General features: G+C 41.7%; 16 protein-coding genes, 1 tRNA gene, 1 other RNA gene and 1 other annotated feature. Of the genes, 13 read left to right on the top strand and 5 right to left on the bottom strand.

Going from position 1 to position 15352, the window contains the following annotated elements:
* Window positions 1-949 (bottom strand): YaaC family protein (locus V6D42_RS20040; RefSeq protein WP_326333007.1); only part of this gene is annotated, 949 nt, incomplete at its 3' end.
* Between the two features lie 120 nt (window positions 950-1069).
* On the opposite strand from V6D42_RS20040, the gene guaB reads away from it, so the two are divergent.
* From guaB to V6D42_RS20070, 6 genes are all read left to right on the top strand, one after another.
* Entirely contained in the window at window positions 1070-2536 is a 1467-nt protein-coding gene (gene guaB / locus V6D42_RS20045) for an IMP dehydrogenase (RefSeq protein ID WP_168746734.1), read from the top strand.
* A gap of 154 nt (window positions 2537-2690) precedes the next feature.
* Window positions 2691-4022 carry a D-alanyl-D-alanine carboxypeptidase gene (gene dacA / locus V6D42_RS20050; protein WP_229150283.1) on the top strand — a complete coding sequence of 444 codons (1332 nt, stop codon included), beginning with the start codon at window positions 2691-2693 and terminating at the stop codon, window positions 4020-4022.
* A 196-nt stretch (window positions 4023-4218) separates the two neighbouring features.
* On the top strand, window positions 4219-5103 hold the full coding sequence (gene pdxS, locus V6D42_RS20055) for a pyridoxal 5'-phosphate synthase lyase subunit PdxS (protein ID WP_024123589.1): 885 nt from the start codon (window positions 4219-4221) through the stop codon (window positions 5101-5103).
* Between the two features lie 20 nt (window positions 5104-5123).
* A complete protein-coding gene (pdxT, locus tag V6D42_RS20060; protein ID WP_333514363.1) occupies window positions 5124-5714 on the top strand; it encodes a pyridoxal 5'-phosphate synthase glutaminase subunit PdxT in 591 nt (196 codons plus the stop codon).
* Between the two features lie 52 nt (window positions 5715-5766).
* Window positions 5767-5979 (top strand) — a binding site (T-box leader).
* A gap of 66 nt (window positions 5980-6045) precedes the next feature.
* Window positions 6046-7323, top strand: a complete 1278-nt coding sequence (serS, locus tag V6D42_RS20065; protein ID WP_333514364.1) for a serine--tRNA ligase — start codon at window positions 6046-6048, stop codon at window positions 7321-7323.
* 130 nt (window positions 7324-7453) lie between these two features.
* Window positions 7454-7546 (top strand) — tRNA-Ser (locus V6D42_RS20070).
* 114 nt (window positions 7547-7660) lie between these two features.
* Here V6D42_RS20070 and dck read toward each other — a convergent pair.
* The 4 genes from dck to V6D42_RS20090 form a co-directional block, all read right to left on the bottom strand.
* The gene (gene dck / locus V6D42_RS20075) at window positions 7661-8314 is read right to left on the bottom strand and encodes a deoxyadenosine/deoxycytidine kinase (protein WP_029441179.1); all 654 of its coding nucleotides are present in this window, start codon (window positions 8312-8314) and stop codon (window positions 7661-7663) included.
* Window positions 8311-8934, bottom strand: a complete 624-nt coding sequence (dgk, locus tag V6D42_RS20080; RefSeq protein ID WP_010332739.1) for a deoxyguanosine kinase — start codon at window positions 8932-8934, stop codon at window positions 8311-8313. The genes dck and dgk overlap by 4 nt, the downstream gene beginning before the upstream one ends.
* A 98-nt stretch (window positions 8935-9032) precedes the next feature.
* Complete coding sequence (locus tag V6D42_RS20085) at window positions 9033-10322, bottom strand: glycoside hydrolase family 18 protein (RefSeq protein ID WP_333514370.1); 1290 nt, start codon at window positions 10320-10322, stop codon at window positions 9033-9035.
* A gap of 56 nt (window positions 10323-10378) precedes the next feature.
* The gene (locus tag V6D42_RS20090) at window positions 10379-10930 is read right to left on the bottom strand and encodes an isochorismatase family cysteine hydrolase (protein ID WP_333514365.1); all 552 of its coding nucleotides are present in this window, start codon (window positions 10928-10930) and stop codon (window positions 10379-10381) included.
* A gap of 83 nt (window positions 10931-11013) precedes the next feature.
* Between V6D42_RS20090 and tadA the strand changes: the two genes are divergently transcribed.
* The 7 genes from tadA to V6D42_RS20125 all read left to right on the top strand — a co-directional run bounded on the left by tadA (window position 11014) and on the right by V6D42_RS20125 (window position 15200).
* Complete coding sequence (gene tadA, locus V6D42_RS20095; protein ID WP_333514366.1) at window positions 11014-11499, top strand: tRNA adenosine(34) deaminase TadA; 486 nt, start codon at window positions 11014-11016, stop codon at window positions 11497-11499.
* Between the two features lie 82 nt (window positions 11500-11581).
* Window positions 11582-11846, top strand: an RNA gene (gene ffs / locus V6D42_RS20100) — signal recognition particle sRNA large type.
* A gap of 128 nt (window positions 11847-11974) precedes the next feature.
* Window positions 11975-13669 carry a DNA polymerase III subunit gamma/tau gene (gene dnaX, locus V6D42_RS20105; protein ID WP_333514367.1) on the top strand — a complete coding sequence of 565 codons (1695 nt, stop codon included), beginning with the start codon at window positions 11975-11977 and terminating at the stop codon, window positions 13667-13669.
* A gap of 23 nt (window positions 13670-13692) precedes the next feature.
* A complete protein-coding gene (locus V6D42_RS20110; protein WP_010332744.1) occupies window positions 13693-14016 on the top strand; it encodes a YbaB/EbfC family nucleoid-associated protein in 324 nt (107 codons plus the stop codon).
* Window positions 14017-14030: 14 nt separating this feature from the next.
* Complete coding sequence (gene recR / locus V6D42_RS20115) at window positions 14031-14627, top strand: recombination protein RecR (protein WP_333514368.1); 597 nt, start codon at window positions 14031-14033, stop codon at window positions 14625-14627.
* 18 nt (window positions 14628-14645) lie between these two features.
* Window positions 14646-14870 carry a YaaL family protein gene (locus V6D42_RS20120; RefSeq protein ID WP_010332745.1) on the top strand — a complete coding sequence of 75 codons (225 nt, stop codon included), beginning with the start codon at window positions 14646-14648 and terminating at the stop codon, window positions 14868-14870.
* Between the two features lie 66 nt (window positions 14871-14936).
* A complete protein-coding gene (locus tag V6D42_RS20125; RefSeq protein WP_333514369.1) occupies window positions 14937-15200 on the top strand; it encodes a pro-sigmaK processing inhibitor BofA family protein in 264 nt (87 codons plus the stop codon).
* Window positions 15201-15352: the final 152 nt, after the last annotated feature.

The following is a 15352-nucleotide window of genomic DNA, read 5'->3' on the forward strand; positions in this document are numbered from 1 at the left end:
ATACATATTGCTGCAGGAATTTCAAAATGTATTTAGGGAATTTGTTTTCCGTTACCATTAAAAACTGCTGAATGAACACGTAATCATCACTAACATGCTGCGTTAATAGCTCATACCACCATTCTGTCTCATACCTCGCAATCATTCCTATGTTGTACAAAATTAAATAGTGGATTGTTATTTCAGGAAGTTTTAGAAATTGATCTCGTTTAGAAGGAATATAATATTGTCTTTTGTCCATATCAAATAATAGGCTGATTGAGGTCCATGGATTTATGTCTTGCCGTGAAAGATGGAACTGAAGATCATCTTTATCTTTCTTCAAAAAGGTCCATTGAAAATGATGAGACATATATTCAACAAATCGTGAATCGGACATCTTATAATGAATCACGATATCCTCTGGTATAGAAACCAAGTCCTTATCCTTCCGAATCTTTGTAATAAATCGTTCCTTTTTCTGGAAATAAAAAATATCACTTAACTCTGGTATAGCGGCTAATAACTTTTTCATAGTATACCGTTCATCTTCTATACCCGATTGACCAAATAAGTGTTTCATGAAGTGCATACATAATCCGTTGCGTTGTATTTTTACTTCATCATCGCTAAAACAATAATTTTGCTTCTTTCTTTTACGTGCTGTGACGCCATGTGCGAGAACAGATGTATGGCTTGGGTAGTGAGGATCCTGTGTGATGAGACAGGCTTTGATCAGCTGTGACATCCCGTAAAATAAAAGAATCGGTTTGATTTCTAAAGGCGAGCAAGAGGCTTGCTTATAAAATGATTCAGCATGCTTCAAGAAGAAAATAAAACGCTCGCTGTTTTTAAAAGAGTTCCGTTTCGCCTCATCTGCACCATTTAAGACATAGACTTTTTCTAGAAATTTCTGGGTTGATTCTACGGAATAAAATAGCGCTAAGTCTTTCCATTCATGATATGTCATATGTATTTCTAATTCCTTTCCGTTATCTAAATATTTCAACTCTTTTTGGGTTCCTTGACATGCTCTTGGCTTGTTGATAATCTACATATAATATTTTGCCGAAAAGAGGGGGATTTACTAATGTGGGAAAGTAAATTTTCAAAAGAAGGCTTAACGTTCGACGATGTACTGCTTGTACCAGCTAAGTCAGAGGTACTTCCGCGTGATGTGGATTTATCTGTTGAACTTACAAAGACGTTAAAGCTGAATATTCCTGTCATCAGCGCAGGTATGGATACTGTAACAGAATCAGCAATGGCAATTGCAATGGCTAGACAGGGCGGCTTGGGCATTATTCATAAAAATATGTCGATCGAGCAGCAGGCTGAACAAGTTGATAAAGTAAAACGCTCTGAACGAGGCGTTATTACAAATCCCTTCTTTTTAACTCCTGATCACCAAGTTTATGATGCGGAGCATTTGATGGGGAAATACAGAATTTCCGGTGTTCCGATTGTAGATAACGAAGAAGACCAAAAGCTTGTCGGAATTATTACGAACCGCGACCTTCGCTTTATTTCTGATTACTCAATGAAAATCAGCGATGTCATGACAAAAGAAGAACTTGTCACTGCACCGGTTGGAACGACACTAGACGAAGCTGAAAAGATTTTGCAGAAACATAAAATTGAAAAGCTTCCACTCGTTGACGATCAAAATAAATTAAAAGGTCTTATCACGATTAAAGACATTGAAAAAGTTATCGAATTCCCTAACTCATCTAAAGACATTCATGGACGTCTGATCGTTGGTGCGGCAGTTGGCGTAACTGGCGACACGATGACACGCGTGAAAAAGCTTGTAGAAGCCAATGTGGATGTCATTGTGATCGACACAGCACACGGGCATTCTCAAGGCGTGTTAAACACAGTGACAAAGATTCGTGAAACGTATCCTGAATTAAATATTATCGCTGGAAACGTAGCAACTGCTGAAGCAACAAAGGCACTCTTCGAAGCTGGTGCTGATGTAGTCAAAGTAGGAATCGGACCGGGTTCCATTTGTACTACTCGTGTTGTAGCGGGTGTTGGTGTACCTCAAATCACAGCGATTTATGACTGTGCGACTGAAGCAAGAAAACATGGCAAAACAATTATCGCAGACGGCGGAATTAAATTCTCTGGCGATATTGCAAAAGCATTGGCAGCCGGCGGACATGCTGTTATGCTTGGAAGCTTGCTGGCAGGTACATCAGAAAGCCCTGGTGAAACTGAAATCTACCAAGGCAGAAGATTCAAAGTATACCGCGGTATGGGATCTGTTGCTGCGATGGAAAAAGGAAGTAAAGACCGTTACTTCCAAGAAGAAAACAAAAAATTCGTTCCAGAAGGAATTGAAGGACGCACACCTTACAAAGGACCGGTTGAAGAAACAGTTTATCAGCTAGTCGGCGGTCTTCGTTCTGGTATGGGATATTGCGGATCTAAAGATCTTCGTGCTTTAAGAGAAGAAGCTCAGTTCATTCGTATGACTGGTGCAGGCCTTCGTGAAAGTCATCCGCATGATGTACAGATTACAAAAGAATCACCTAACTATACAATTTCATAAATAAATTGTTACAAATTAAAAACATTTGACAGGGTCTCTGACTCTGTCTATTTTTTTTATACTGATTATGATAAAATTTATACTGTTGTGCATTGAAAATGTCCTTAACGGCTTAATTATAGATGAAGAAAAATGAAATACGGAGGTCGTACGATTGAACATCAAGAAATGTAAACAGCTATTGATGTCATTGGTTGTTTTAACACTGGCTGTAACTTGCCTGACCCCAATGTCAAAAGCAAAGGCTGCCAGCGATCCAATTGATATTAACGCATCAGCTGCTATTATGATCGAAGCTTCTTCAGGTAAAATTCTTTACAGCAAAAATGCAGAGAAAAGACTGCCAATTGCAAGTATGACAAAAATGATGACAGAGTATCTGTTATTAGAAGCAATTGATGAAGGCAAAGTAAAATGGGATCAAACCTATACGCCTGATGACTATGTGTATGAGATTTCCCAAGATAACAGTTTATCAAACGTTCCGCTTCGGAAAGACGGAAAATACACAGTAAAAGAACTTTATCAAGCGACAGCAATCTATTCTGCAAATGCGGCTGCGATTGCCATTGCAGAAGTTATTGCAGGCTCTGAAACAAAGTTCGTTGAAAAAATGAATGCAAAAGCAAAAGAACTGGGATTAACAAATTACAAATTTGTTAATGCAACAGGTCTTGAAAACAAGGATCTCCACGGCAAGCAGCCTGAAGGGACAAGCGTAGATGAAGAAAGTGAAGTTTCTGCTAAGGACATGGCTATTCTTGCAGATCACCTGATTACTGATTACCCTGAGATTTTAGAAACTTCCAGCATCTCAAAAATGAAGTTCAGAAAAGGCACAGATGATGAAATGGACATGCCGAACTGGAACTTTATGCTGAAGGGTCTTGTCAGTGAGTATAAAGGTGCAACTGTAGATGGACTGAAAACAGGTTCTACTGACTCTGCGGGTTCATGTTTTACAGGAACAGCTGAAAGAAACGGTATGCGTGTCATCACTGTAGTGTTAAACGCAAAAGGCAATATTCACACTGGCCGTTTCGATGAAACGAAAAAGATGTTTGATTATGCTTTCAACAATTTCTCTATGAAAGAAATTTATGCTGAAGGCGATCAAGTAAAAGGCCATAAAACCGTTTCTGTAGATAAAGGTAAAGAGAAAGAAGTAGGCATTGTGACAAGCAAGGCATTTTCTCTTCCTGTTAAAAATGGTGAAGAAAAGAATTACAAAGCAAAAGTCACTTTAAACAAAGACACCTTGACTGCCCCTGTGAAAAAAGGGACGAAGGTTGGGAAACTGACTGCAGAATATACAGGTGATGAAAAGGACTATGGATTCCTTAACAGCAGCCTGGCAGGGGTAGACCTTGTGACAAAAGAAAATGTAGATAAAGCAAACTGGTTTGTTTTAACAATGCGCAGCATCGGCGGATTTTTTGCTGGTATCTGGGGAAGCATTGTTGATACAGTAACTGGCTGGTTTTAATGGATGAAAAGAGCTCTGATTAATGTTAGGGCTCTTTCGCTTAATATACTGAAAAAACCCAATTTTTAATAAAAAATGATTTTCAAAGTCCTAAAAACCGAATAAAATAAGTAATATCCATATGAATTATTGGATTTCTAGGATACAATAAGAAGTAGAAATCATATAACTATACCTTGATTAGGGGGACCAAAAAATGGCTCAAACAGGTACTGAACGAGTAAAACGCGGAATGGCAGAAATGCAAAAAGGCGGCGTCATCATGGACGTCATCAATGCAGAACAAGCGAAGATTGCTGAAGAGGCTGGAGCTGTCGCTGTAATGGCGCTAGAACGTGTACCAGCTGATATTCGTGCGGCTGGAGGAGTTGCCCGTATGGCAGACCCTACTATCGTGGAAGAAGTAATGAATGCTGTATCCATCCCTGTAATGGCAAAAGCGCGTATCGGACATATTGTTGAAGCGCGTGTGCTTGAGGCTATGGGTGTTGACTATATTGATGAAAGTGAAGTTCTGACTCCGGCTGACGAAGAATTTCATTTGAATAAAAATGAATATACAGTTCCTTTCGTGTGCGGCTGCCGTGATCTAGGCGAAGCAACACGACGTATTGCTGAAGGCGCTTCTATGCTACGTACAAAAGGGGAGCCTGGAACAGGTAATATTGTTGAGGCTGTTCGCCATATGCGCAAGGTAAACGCTCAAGTGCGCAAAGTAGTTGCAATGAGCGATGATGAGCTAATGACAGAAGCGAAAAATTTGGGAGCGCCTTATGAGCTGCTTCAACAAATTAAAAGAGACGGTAAACTTCCTGTCGTTAACTTTGCGGCTGGCGGCGTAGCGACTCCTGCAGATGCGGCACTTATGATGCAGCTTGGCGCTGACGGTGTATTTGTTGGTTCTGGTATCTTCAAATCAGACAATCCTGCAAAATTTGCAAAAGCAATTGTGGAAGCAACAACTCACTTCACTGATTATAAATTGATTGCAGAGCTTTCAAAAGAGCTTGGAACTGCAATGAAAGGGATTGAAATCTCAAATTTACTTCCAGAACAGCGTATGCAAGAACGCGGCTGGTAAGAATATAGGAGCGCTGCGACATGTTAACAATAGGTGTACTAGGACTTCAAGGAGCAGTAAGAGAGCATATCCATGCAATTGAAGCATGCGGTGCAGCTGGACTTGTTATTAAACGCCCAGAGCAGCTAAACGAAATCGATGGTTTAATTTTGCCGGGCGGAGAAAGCACGACAATGCGCCGTTTAATTGATACGTATCAATTCATGGAGCCATTGCGTGAGTTTGCTGCTCAGGGAAAACCGATGTTTGGGACATGTGCCGGGTTAATTATATTAGCAAAGGAAATTGCCGGTTCAGATAATGCTCATTTAGGTTTGCTGAATGTGGTTGTTGAACGGAATTCGTTTGGCCGGCAGGTCGATAGCTTTGAAGCTGATTTAACCATTAAAGGGCTGGACGAACCTTTTACTGGCGTATTCATCCGTGCGCCGCATATCTTGGAAGCCGGTGAAAATGTAGAAGTGCTTTCTGAGCATAACGGGCGCATTGTTGCGGCTAAACAGGATAATTTCTTGGGCTGTTCGTTCCATCCGGAGCTGACAGAGGATCATCGGGTGACAAAGCTGTTCGTTCAAATGGTTGAGGAATACAAGCAGAAAGCCCTTGTATAAAACAGTTGAAAGCTGTGGAAACTTATAGTACATTATAAACACAAATAAAGATCGAAAAGCGTTGATAGGAACTAGTAGGAAGCCTCTCTTTCTAAGAGAGCCGATGGTTGGTGCGAATCGGTGAAAGATGCTGTCTGAATCCATCCTTGAGCGAAATGCTGAATGAAGTAGGCATTTACGGGATAACCGTTATGTGTGAAAGCGGAAAACAAGTCTATGGCTTGTTTTCAATCAGGGTGGCAACGCGAGAGCTCTCGTCCCTTTCATGGGGATGAGGGCTCTTTTTATTTTCGATAATTCAATGATTTTAATGAAAAAAGGAGTGTTTCGCATGCTTGATACGAAAATGCTGAGAGCAAATTTTCAAGAAATTAAAGCAAAGCTTGTACACAAAGGCGAAGACTTAACAGATTTTGATAAGTTCGAGGAGCTTGATGATAAAAGACGAGAGCTTATCGGAAAAGTAGAAGAGCTAAAAGGAAAACGGAATGAAGTATCCCAGCAGGTAGCTGTTTTAAAACGCGAGAAAAAAGACGCGGATCATATCATTAAAGAAATGCGTGAAGTCGGCGAGGAAATTAAAAAACTTGATGAAGAATTAAGAACAGTGGAATCTGCACTTGAAACCATTCTTCTCTCAATCCCGAATATTCCGCACGAATCAGTGCCAGTCGGTGAAACAGAAGATGATAACGTGGAAATCCGGACATGGGGCGAAACACCTTCATTTGCATACGAGCCAAAACCGCATTGGGATATTGCTGATGAGCTTGGCATTCTTGATTTTGAACGTGCTGCGAAGGTGACAGGAAGCCGCTTCGTGTTTTATAAAGGCTTAGGTGCTCGCTTGGAGCGTGCGCTTTATAACTTTATGCTTGACCTTCATGTGGATGAGTATAACTATACTGAGGTCATCCCGCCTTATATGGTAAACCGCGCAAGCATGACGGGAACAGGCCAGCTTCCAAAGTTCGAAGAGGATGCGTTTAAGATCAGAGAAGAGGATTACTTCTTGATTCCAACTGCTGAAGTGCCGATCACAAACATGCATCGAGATGAAATTCTGTCAGGAGACAGCCTGCCGATTAATTATGCGGCATTCAGTGCCTGCTTCCGCTCAGAAGCTGGTTCAGCAGGGCGCGATACACGAGGATTAATCCGGCAGCACCAGTTTAATAAAGTGGAGCTTGTGAAGTTTGTAAAGCCGGAAGATTCTTATGATGAGTTAGAAAAGCTAACAAACCAAGCTGAGCGTGTGCTTCAGCTGTTGGAACTTCCATACCGTGTCATGAGCATGTGTACGGGTGATCTAGGGTTTACAGCTGCGAAAAAATACGATATAGAAGTATGGATTCCGAGCCAAGACACTTATCGTGAAATTTCTTCTTGCAGCAACTTCGAAGCGTTCCAAGCAAGACGTGCGAACATTCGTTTCAGACGTGAAGCGAAAGGCAAACCGGAGCATGTACACACATTGAACGGCTCAGGTCTGGCAGTCGGAAGAACAGTTGCTGCTATTTTAGAAAATTATCAGCAGGAAGACGGAAGCGTTATGATACCAAAAGTGCTTCGTCCTTATATGGGAAATAGAGAAGTCATCAAAGCGTAATGTTGAAAGGTGGGCCTGAAAAGGCGCGCCTTTTTGCTATTTAAATGAACATTTTTATAAAAACAAAAAAATTTTTTAAAAATGCTTGACCATCACAAAACATTCATGATATAGTAAGTCTTGTCGATACGGAGGAATACCCAAGTCCGGCTGAAGGGATCGGTCTTGAAAACCGACAGGGGTGTCAAAGCCCGCGGGGGTTCGAATCCCTCTTCCTCCGCCATATTGATTTTAATTCTAATGAAACTCAAGCATATATTGGAGATTGTTTTGTCCGTTGCATCGTTTGCAACGGATTTTTTAATATCATAAAAAAGTGAATCTCAGGTCATGAGATTCACTTTTTTTTCGTTTCATGAATAACAGTTGCAATTTGATCAACAATGTTCTCGATAGAACTTTCATCATTCTTCAGGTCATAATCCTCAATACGGATTTTCAGGACAGGACAGGCGTTAAAACCGCTGATCCAGTTTTCGTAACGTGTGTGCATTTCTTCCCAATAAGACCGGTCTGTTTGAAGCTCCATTTCACGTCCGCGTTCCTCAATCCGGGCTAATATGTTTTCCAAATCGCCTTCTAAATAGATCAGCACATCAGGATGCGGGAAATACGGTGTCATGACCATTGCTTCAAACAGGCTTGTATACGTTTTATAATCAATCTTTGACATCGTCCCTTTGTCAGCGTGCATTTTTGCAAAAATCCCAGTATCCTCATAAATCGAACGATCCTGTACAAACCCTCCGCCAGCTTCAAAAATATTTTTCTGTTCTTTGAACCGTTCAGCTAAGAAATAGATTTGCAGATGGAAGCTCCAGCGTTCAAAATCATGATAGAACTTTTCTAAGTAGGGGTTATGATCGACTTCTTCAAGAGAGGTTTTAAAGCCAAGCCGTTTAGCCAATGCTCTTGTTAAAGTTGATTTCCCGACACCTACTGTTCCTGCTACTGTAATGATTGAATTCTTAGGGATATGATGTTCTTTCATTTTATAAGCTCCTTTACATGGGCGGCAATACGTTCAAAATCGCTCTTATTCAAAACGAAATCCTTTGAATCGCCATCTATTGTTAACACCGTAAGACCTGGATCTGCTTCCTGCAGCTGCTTGATGGCGATGTCATAATCTGCGATCAGCTGTTCCAAATAGCTGGTTTCAATTTTTTTCTCAAAGGGGCGCCCGCGTTTTTCAATGCGGTGTAACAATGTGGGCAGACTTGCCTTTATGTAAATGATGACATTTGGCTTTGGAAGATCATCGGTAAGAAGATGATAAATCTTTCTGTATTTGTTGAGCTGCTGTTCAGACAGTGTTCGTTCCGCAAAAATCACATTTTTATAAATGTGATAATCAGCTATCACAGGCTGTCCTTCATTTAAAAAGTGAAGGCTGGTATCCTCAAGCTGTTTGTATCTGTGACAAAGAAAAAACATCTCAAGCTGGAAGCTCCATTCCTCTATATTGTCATAAAACTTATCAAGGTATGGGTTATCCTCAACAATCTCACTGATCATAGGGAATCCAAGCTCTTGTGAAAGCATCGTCGCGAGCGTTGTTTTTCCTGCCCCGATAGGACCTTCAACTGCGATAAAAGGGGCTGTATTCATTGGAATCCTCCTTATTTCTAAAAAACGTACGTCAATTGCTGACCTTCATATTGTATCACAACCCTTGGATTCCCCTATGAAAAAAAGACGTTTCCAAATTAACGGAACGTCTTTTTGACAACTTGAAATTGATCAGAAAGCAGCAGCCAGTTTTGAGGAAAGGAAAGTCCCAGCTTCCAATAACTAATGCCTCTTAAATTCAGCTCTTTAATCAGATTGAATTTGGCTTGGATCGATCGGGCATCCTCAAACCATACCTCATGCCTTCTGTTTTCTGCATCAGTATAGCGAAAGAAAGGGGCTTGAGCGGTTTCGTCATACTGGATGTCGGCATTGTTTTGATCAGCTATGACGATGGCTTGCTGAGGGCTTATCGCTCTTGCCGGATTTCCTCCTGCTGTATAAGGAAGTGTCCAGTCATACCCATATAAATTCTGTCCCATGACAATTTTATTCGCAGGCATTTCTGTCAAAGCATATTCTATGACGTCTCGAACAGGCCCAATTGGAGAAACAGCTTGAGCTGGCCCGCCGCTATAGCCCCATTCATATGTCATGAGGACAACAAAGTCGACAATTTGGCCGTGGGCTCTGTAATCATGAGCCTCGTACCATCTCCCCTGCTGTGTTGCGCTTGTTTTAGGGGCAAGCGCCGTAGAAATTTCTAAGCCTTCTCGATGGAAAAGATCCCTTGCCTCGCGGAGAAATTGATTATATGCCTCTCTATCCTGGGGCCGTAAGTATTCAAAGTCAAAATGAATAGCACGGAAGCCATATCTTCTGGCATTCTCGACTATTTCATTCAAAAGTCTTCTTTTCACAGTATTGTCGTTCAAAAGGATCCGGCCGAGCTCATCGCTGAATGCCTGGTTTTCTAGGTTTGTTATAATCATCATCATTGTCGTGTCTTGGTTCTCTGCAATGCTTCTTAAATTCGTTAAAGGCGGTGCGACTAAGGTTCCATCACGCTGTGCCTGGAAACTGAATGCGCCAAGGTACGTTAAGTAGGGCGACGCTTCTCTGGCCGCCTGCTGGAGATTTTCGCTGACTTGATTTCCGCGGGGCTCCAAATAAGCACTTGATTCGATGTCTCGTTTAGGAACTGGAGGAATATATAAACGGAAACCAATCTGCAGTACGGTATTTAACTGGATGCGGTTCACCCTGGCAAGCTCGGCTGCTGTCGTATTGAATTGCCGTGCGATGGATGTCAGGGTATCGCCTTGTTGAACATCATAAAACTGGCCAGCTATTGGAATGACAATGGTTTGTCCGACAACAAGGCTGCCGGGATTCGGTATTTCATTCGTTTCTGTAATTTCATTTACAGTTGTTCTGTATTGTGAAGCGATAGCAGAAAGAGTGTCACCTTGTTTCACAACATAAATTTGAATGAAAAACGCCTCCTTTCATATCGCTACAATGTATGTAAGGAAAGCGCTAATCATGTTTGTTTTTCAGTAATTTGTTCTTCCGTTGTAATTTCTGCGAAAAGAACATTTTCCATCATAGTTAGAGCAAATTCATTATCCTTATCGCTGTTAGAAGCAATGCAGTCCTTAGGTATCGTAATGCTGTATTCTCTCATGTAAGCATCATTAGCAGTAAATAGTACGCATATATTCCCCGCTATACCTGTTAAGACAATGCGTTTCACCTGTAATTCAGTAAGGAGGGTATGGAGGGCTGTTTCATAAAACGCGGAGTGTTTCGGTTTAATTAAAAAATAGTCGGCATCCTTGGGTGATATCTTTTCAATAATGGCCTTGCTCTTCTCGTTTTCACATTCTTGCTGGATATTTTGAATATCCGCTTGCCAAAGTCCGTAATGATCATTAATGTATATAATCGGCCAGTCATTTTGTCTCGCGTGCTTTTTTAATGATAAAATGTGAGGAACGATTTTTTCTGTTTTGTTGGCGAGGCTTTCTCCCATATCGAATTCAAAATTATTGATCATGTCGACAATGAGAAGAGCTGTGTCTGCTTTAGACATCGACAGTCTCCTTTCTGTTTAAGTTATAGTTAATATGTAGCCTTTTTAGGTAAGGAAAAAACTTTGAAAAGAGAGCTAACCTTATGAATCAAGATGAACTTTATATGAAAGAAGCAATAAAAGAAGCGAAAAAAGCTGAAGCGAAAGGCGAGGTGCCGATCGGAGCCGTGCTTGTCGTGAATGATGAAATCGTGGCACGCGCGCACAATTTAAGAGAAACAGAGCAGCGGTCTATCGCTCATGCGGAAATGCTTGTGATTGATGAAGCGTGCAAGTCACTTGGAACATGGAGACTGGAGGGGGCAACTCTTTACGTTACCCTTGAGCCTTGTCCGATGTGTGCCGGAGCCGTCGTGCTTTCACGCGTGGAAAAAGTGGTGTTTGGCGCTTTTGATCCAAAAGGAGGCTGTTCAGGCACGTTAATGAACCTTCTTCAGGAAGAACGCTTTAATCATCAGGCTGAAGTAGTGAGTGGTGTGCTAGAGGAAGAATGCGGAGGAATGCTCAGTACGTTTTTCAGAGAGTTGAGAAAAAAGAAGAAAGCTTCTAGGAAAAACTTGTCTGAGTAGTAAGGTTGCAATTTTTAGGGGAAAAGGATATACTTATGTGTGCATCGTCATAGATGCGACAAAAAATTTGATATTTATTTTGCCGTGCTAAGCGGGGAGGTAGCGGTGCCCTGTACCCGCAATCCGCTCTAGCGGGGCCGAATCCCTTCTCGAGGTTCGTTTACTTTAAGGTCTGCCTTAAGTAAGTGGTGTTGACGTTTGGGTCCTGCGCAATGGGAATTCATGAACCATGTCAGGTCCGGAAGGAAGCAGCATTAAGTGAAACCTCTCATGTGCCGCAGGGTTGCCTGGGCCGAGCTAACTGCTTAAGTAACGCTTAGGGTAGCGAATCGACAGAAGGTGCACGGTAAATCAATCATCAAATTTTCAAACTCACCTAATATTAGGTGAGTTTTTTGTTATGTAAAAGAGCTTTTGGAATCGATACACGGTTCATGTATAATGGGAATGATGAATAACGGAGGAGGGCGCACCCGTGAGTTACCAAGCTTTATATCGAGTATTCAGGCCTCAGCGCTTTGAAGATGTGGTTGGACAAGAGCACATTACAAAAACGCTGCAAAATGCCCTTTTGCAAAAGAAATTTTCTCATGCTTATCTGTTTTCCGGGCCAAGGGGTACGGGAAAAACCAGTGCGGCCAAAATATTTGCCAAAGCTGTCAACTGTGAACACGCTCCTGTTGATGAGCCATGTAACGAATGTGCAGCCTGTAAAGGGATAACAAACGGGTCCATATCCGATGTCATAGAAATTGATGCCGCTTCTAATAACGGTGTTGATGAAATTCGTGACATCCGCGACAAAGTGAAGTTTGCCCCGTCGGCCGTCACATATAAGGTATATATCATAGATGAGGTGCATATGCTGTCTATCGGCGCCTTTAACGCGTTATTAAAAACGTTAGAAGAGCCGCCTGAGCATTGTATTTTCATTTTAGCAACAACAGAACCGCACAAAATTCCTTTAACCATTATCTCCAGATGTCAGCGTTTTGACTTCAAGCGAATTACATCCCAAGCGATTGTCGGGCGTATGAACAAAATAGTTGATGCTGAAGAGCTGCAGGTTGAAGAAGGAGCGCTCGACATTATTGCGAGTGCTGCAGATGGCGGTATGAGGGATGCTTTGAGCCTTCTTGATCAGGCAGTCTCATTCAGCGGTGACGAGCTAAAAGTTGATGATGCGCTTCTGATTACCGGAGCCGTTTCTCAGTTATATATAGGAAAGCTTGCGCAATCTCTGCATGAAAAACATGTTTCTGAAGCTTTGGAAACATTGAATGAGCTGCTTCAGCAAGGGAAAGACCCGGCGAAGCTGATAGAGGATATGATTTTCTATTTCAGAGACATGCTTCTGTTCAAAACAGCTCCTGGCTTAGAGGGTGTACTGGAAAAAGTAAAAGTCGATGAAACGTTCCGGGAATTGAGTGAACAAATTCCGACTCAGGCGATATATGAAATGATTGATATCCTGAACAAGAGCCACCAGGAAATGAAATGGACGAACCATCCCCGTATCTTCTTTGAGGTGGCTGTGGTGAAGATTTGTCAGACGTCTCATCAACCAGCTGCTGCGGATCTGCCTGAAGTTGATATGCTGATGAAAAAGATCCAGCAGCTTGAGCAAGAAGTAGAACGGCTCAAAACCACCGGCGTAAAAGCAGCGGCGGAAAGTCCAAAAAAAGAGGGACCGCGTGCGCCAAAAGGCGGAAAATCCAATTACAAAGCGCCGGTAGGCAGAATTCATGAAATTTTAAAGGACGCAACGAGGACGGACCTTGATCAGCTCAGAAGCAGCTGGGGCAAGCTTCTGGCTCATTTGAAACAGCAAAACAAAGTATCACATGCTGCGCTGCTGAATGACAGTGAACCTGTTGCTGCAGCTTCTGCGGCATTTGTACTGAAATTCAAATATGAAATACATTGTAAAATGGTCGCGGAGGATAACAACGGAGTCCGGACTAATCTTGAACAGATTTTAGAATCAATGCTCGGTAAAAGAATAGATTTGATTGGCGTTCCAGAAGCACAATGGGGTAAAATAAGAGAAGAATTTTTAGTAGATCATCAGCAGGAAAATGAAGGATCAAATGAACCGGCTGAAGAAGACCCGCTTATTGCCGAGGCGAAAAAGCTTGTCGGAGCGGATTTAATTGAAATAAAAGACTAACAATATGAAAGAGAGTGAATGCTATGCGTGGCGGAATGGGAAATATGCAAAAAATGATGAAGCAAATGCAAAAAATGCAAAAGGATATGGCCAAGGCTCAAGAAGAGCTTGCAGAAAAGGTAGTTGAAGGAACTGCAGGCGGCGGTATGGTAACAGTAAAAGCAAACGGACAAAAAGAAATTCTGGATGTCATCATTAATGAGGATGTAGTTGACCCGGAAGATATCGAAATGCTTCAGGATTTAGTGCTTGCTGCAACAAATGAAGCCTTGAAAAAAGTTGACGAGATCACAAACGAAACAATGGGTCAATTTACAAAAGGAATGAACATGCCAGGTTTATTCTAGGGGGATAAAAGAAAATGCAATATCCTGAACCAATATCAAAGCTGATCGACAGCTTTATGAAATTGCCAGGGATCGGACCGAAAACAGCGGTTCGTCTGGCTTTTTTTATTCTAGGTATGAAAGAAGATGTGGTATTAGATTTTGCGAAGGCATTGGTAAATGCGAAACGCAATCTGACATATTGTTCAGTTTGCGGGCATATTACAGATCAGGACCCTTGTTATATATGTGAAGATACACGAAGGGATAAGTCCATTATCTGTGTTGTGCAAGACCCTAAGGATGTTATTGCTATGGAGAAAATGAAAGAATACAACGGACAGTATCATGTTCTCCACGGCGCCATTTCTCCAATGGACGGCATCGGACCAGAGGATATAAAGATACCAGAATTGTTAAAACGATTACAGGATGATCAAGTGACAGAAGTGATTCTCGCAACAAACCCTAATATAGAAGGGGAAGCAACAGCGATGTATATATCAAGGCTCTTGAAGCCATCTGGTATTAAGCTCTCCCGTATTGCCCACGGACTGCCCGTCGGCGGTGACTTGGAATATGCTGATGAGGTCACTCTTTCTAAAGCACTTGAAGGAAGACGTGAATTGTAAGGGAGGAAAAAGCGATCCATGGGTTTTCTTCGCAAGAAAACATTGAGAAGAGAGTTTGATGAAAAACTAATCGAGCAGCTTTTTAAGCAAAAGGAAGAGTGGAATAGGCAAAAGAAGCTGGTCGAGAAAAGCCTTGAGCCATCAGCTGAGGTTTTATGCGAGCTGAAAGTAGCTGAAGCGAAGTATTTTTTTTACTTGAGGGAAGCGAAACAGCGAAATTTGACAATCAGCCGGTGGAAGTAAGTGGTCTAAACTCCTGGATCTTCTCATAAGCTTGTACTAGAACAAGCGAAGGGGATGAGAAGATTCATGGAGCCTATTTTCATTGTAGGGATTATTTTAGGACTAGTTATTCTTCTGTTTTTATCAGGTTCACCTGCAAAACCTCTAAAGTGGATTGGTATAACTGCTGTTAAATGTGTAGCGGGTGCTTTGTTGTTGGTATGTGTGAACATGTTCGGAGGCAGCCTTGGCATCCATGTGCCGATTAATATTGTCACAACAGCCATAAGCGGAATTTTGGGCATACCGGGAATAGCAGCGTTAGTAGTGATTAAGCATTTTATTGTTTAATTCATATTATATGTTGACTTTAAGACGTAAGGGTGTTATTCTAATATACGTCGCTGATGACGGATAAGCTTTTTAAAGAAATTACGAAAAAAAAGTTGTTGACGGAAACAGCAGAAAATGTTATGATAATAAAGTCGCTTAAAGAGTGATTA

The organism is Bacillus sp. 0909A (assembly GCF_036765115.1).
GTDB classification, from domain to species: Bacteria; Bacillota; Bacilli; order Bacillales; family Bacillaceae; genus Bacillus; species Bacillus mojavensis.

Bases quoted from the DNA above. Each gene is read 5' to 3' on its own strand.
- recR (WP_333514368.1), top strand. From the start codon at position 14,031: ATGCAATATCCTGAACCAATATCAAAGCTGATCGACAGCTTTATGAAA.
- V6D42_RS20090 (WP_333514365.1), bottom strand. From the start codon at position 10,930: ATGTCTAAAGCAGACACAGCTCTTCTCATTGTCGACATGATCAATAAT.
- pdxS (WP_024123589.1), top strand. From the start codon at position 4,219: ATGGCTCAAACAGGTACTGAACGAGTAAAACGCGGAATGGCAGAAATG.
- serS (WP_333514364.1), top strand. From the start codon at position 6,046: ATGCTTGATACGAAAATGCTGAGAGCAAATTTTCAAGAAATTAAAGCA.
- dgk (WP_010332739.1), bottom strand. From the start codon at position 8,934: ATGAATACAGCCCCTTTTATCGCAGTTGAAGGTCCTATCGGGGCAGGA.
- pdxT (WP_333514363.1), top strand. From the start codon at position 5,124: ATGTTAACAATAGGTGTACTAGGACTTCAAGGAGCAGTAAGAGAGCAT.
- V6D42_RS20125 (WP_333514369.1), top strand. From the start codon at position 14,937: ATGGAGCCTATTTTCATTGTAGGGATTATTTTAGGACTAGTTATTCTT.
- V6D42_RS20110 (WP_010332744.1), top strand. From the start codon at position 13,693: ATGCGTGGCGGAATGGGAAATATGCAAAAAATGATGAAGCAAATGCAA.
- V6D42_RS20120 (WP_010332745.1), top strand. From the start codon at position 14,646: ATGGGTTTTCTTCGCAAGAAAACATTGAGAAGAGAGTTTGATGAAAAA.
- dck (WP_029441179.1), bottom strand. From the start codon at position 8,314: ATGAAAGAACATCATATCCCTAAGAATTCAATCATTACAGTAGCAGGA.
- tadA (WP_333514366.1), top strand. From the start codon at position 11,014: ATGAATCAAGATGAACTTTATATGAAAGAAGCAATAAAAGAAGCGAAA.
- guaB (WP_168746734.1), top strand. From the start codon at position 1,070: ATGTGGGAAAGTAAATTTTCAAAAGAAGGCTTAACGTTCGACGATGTA.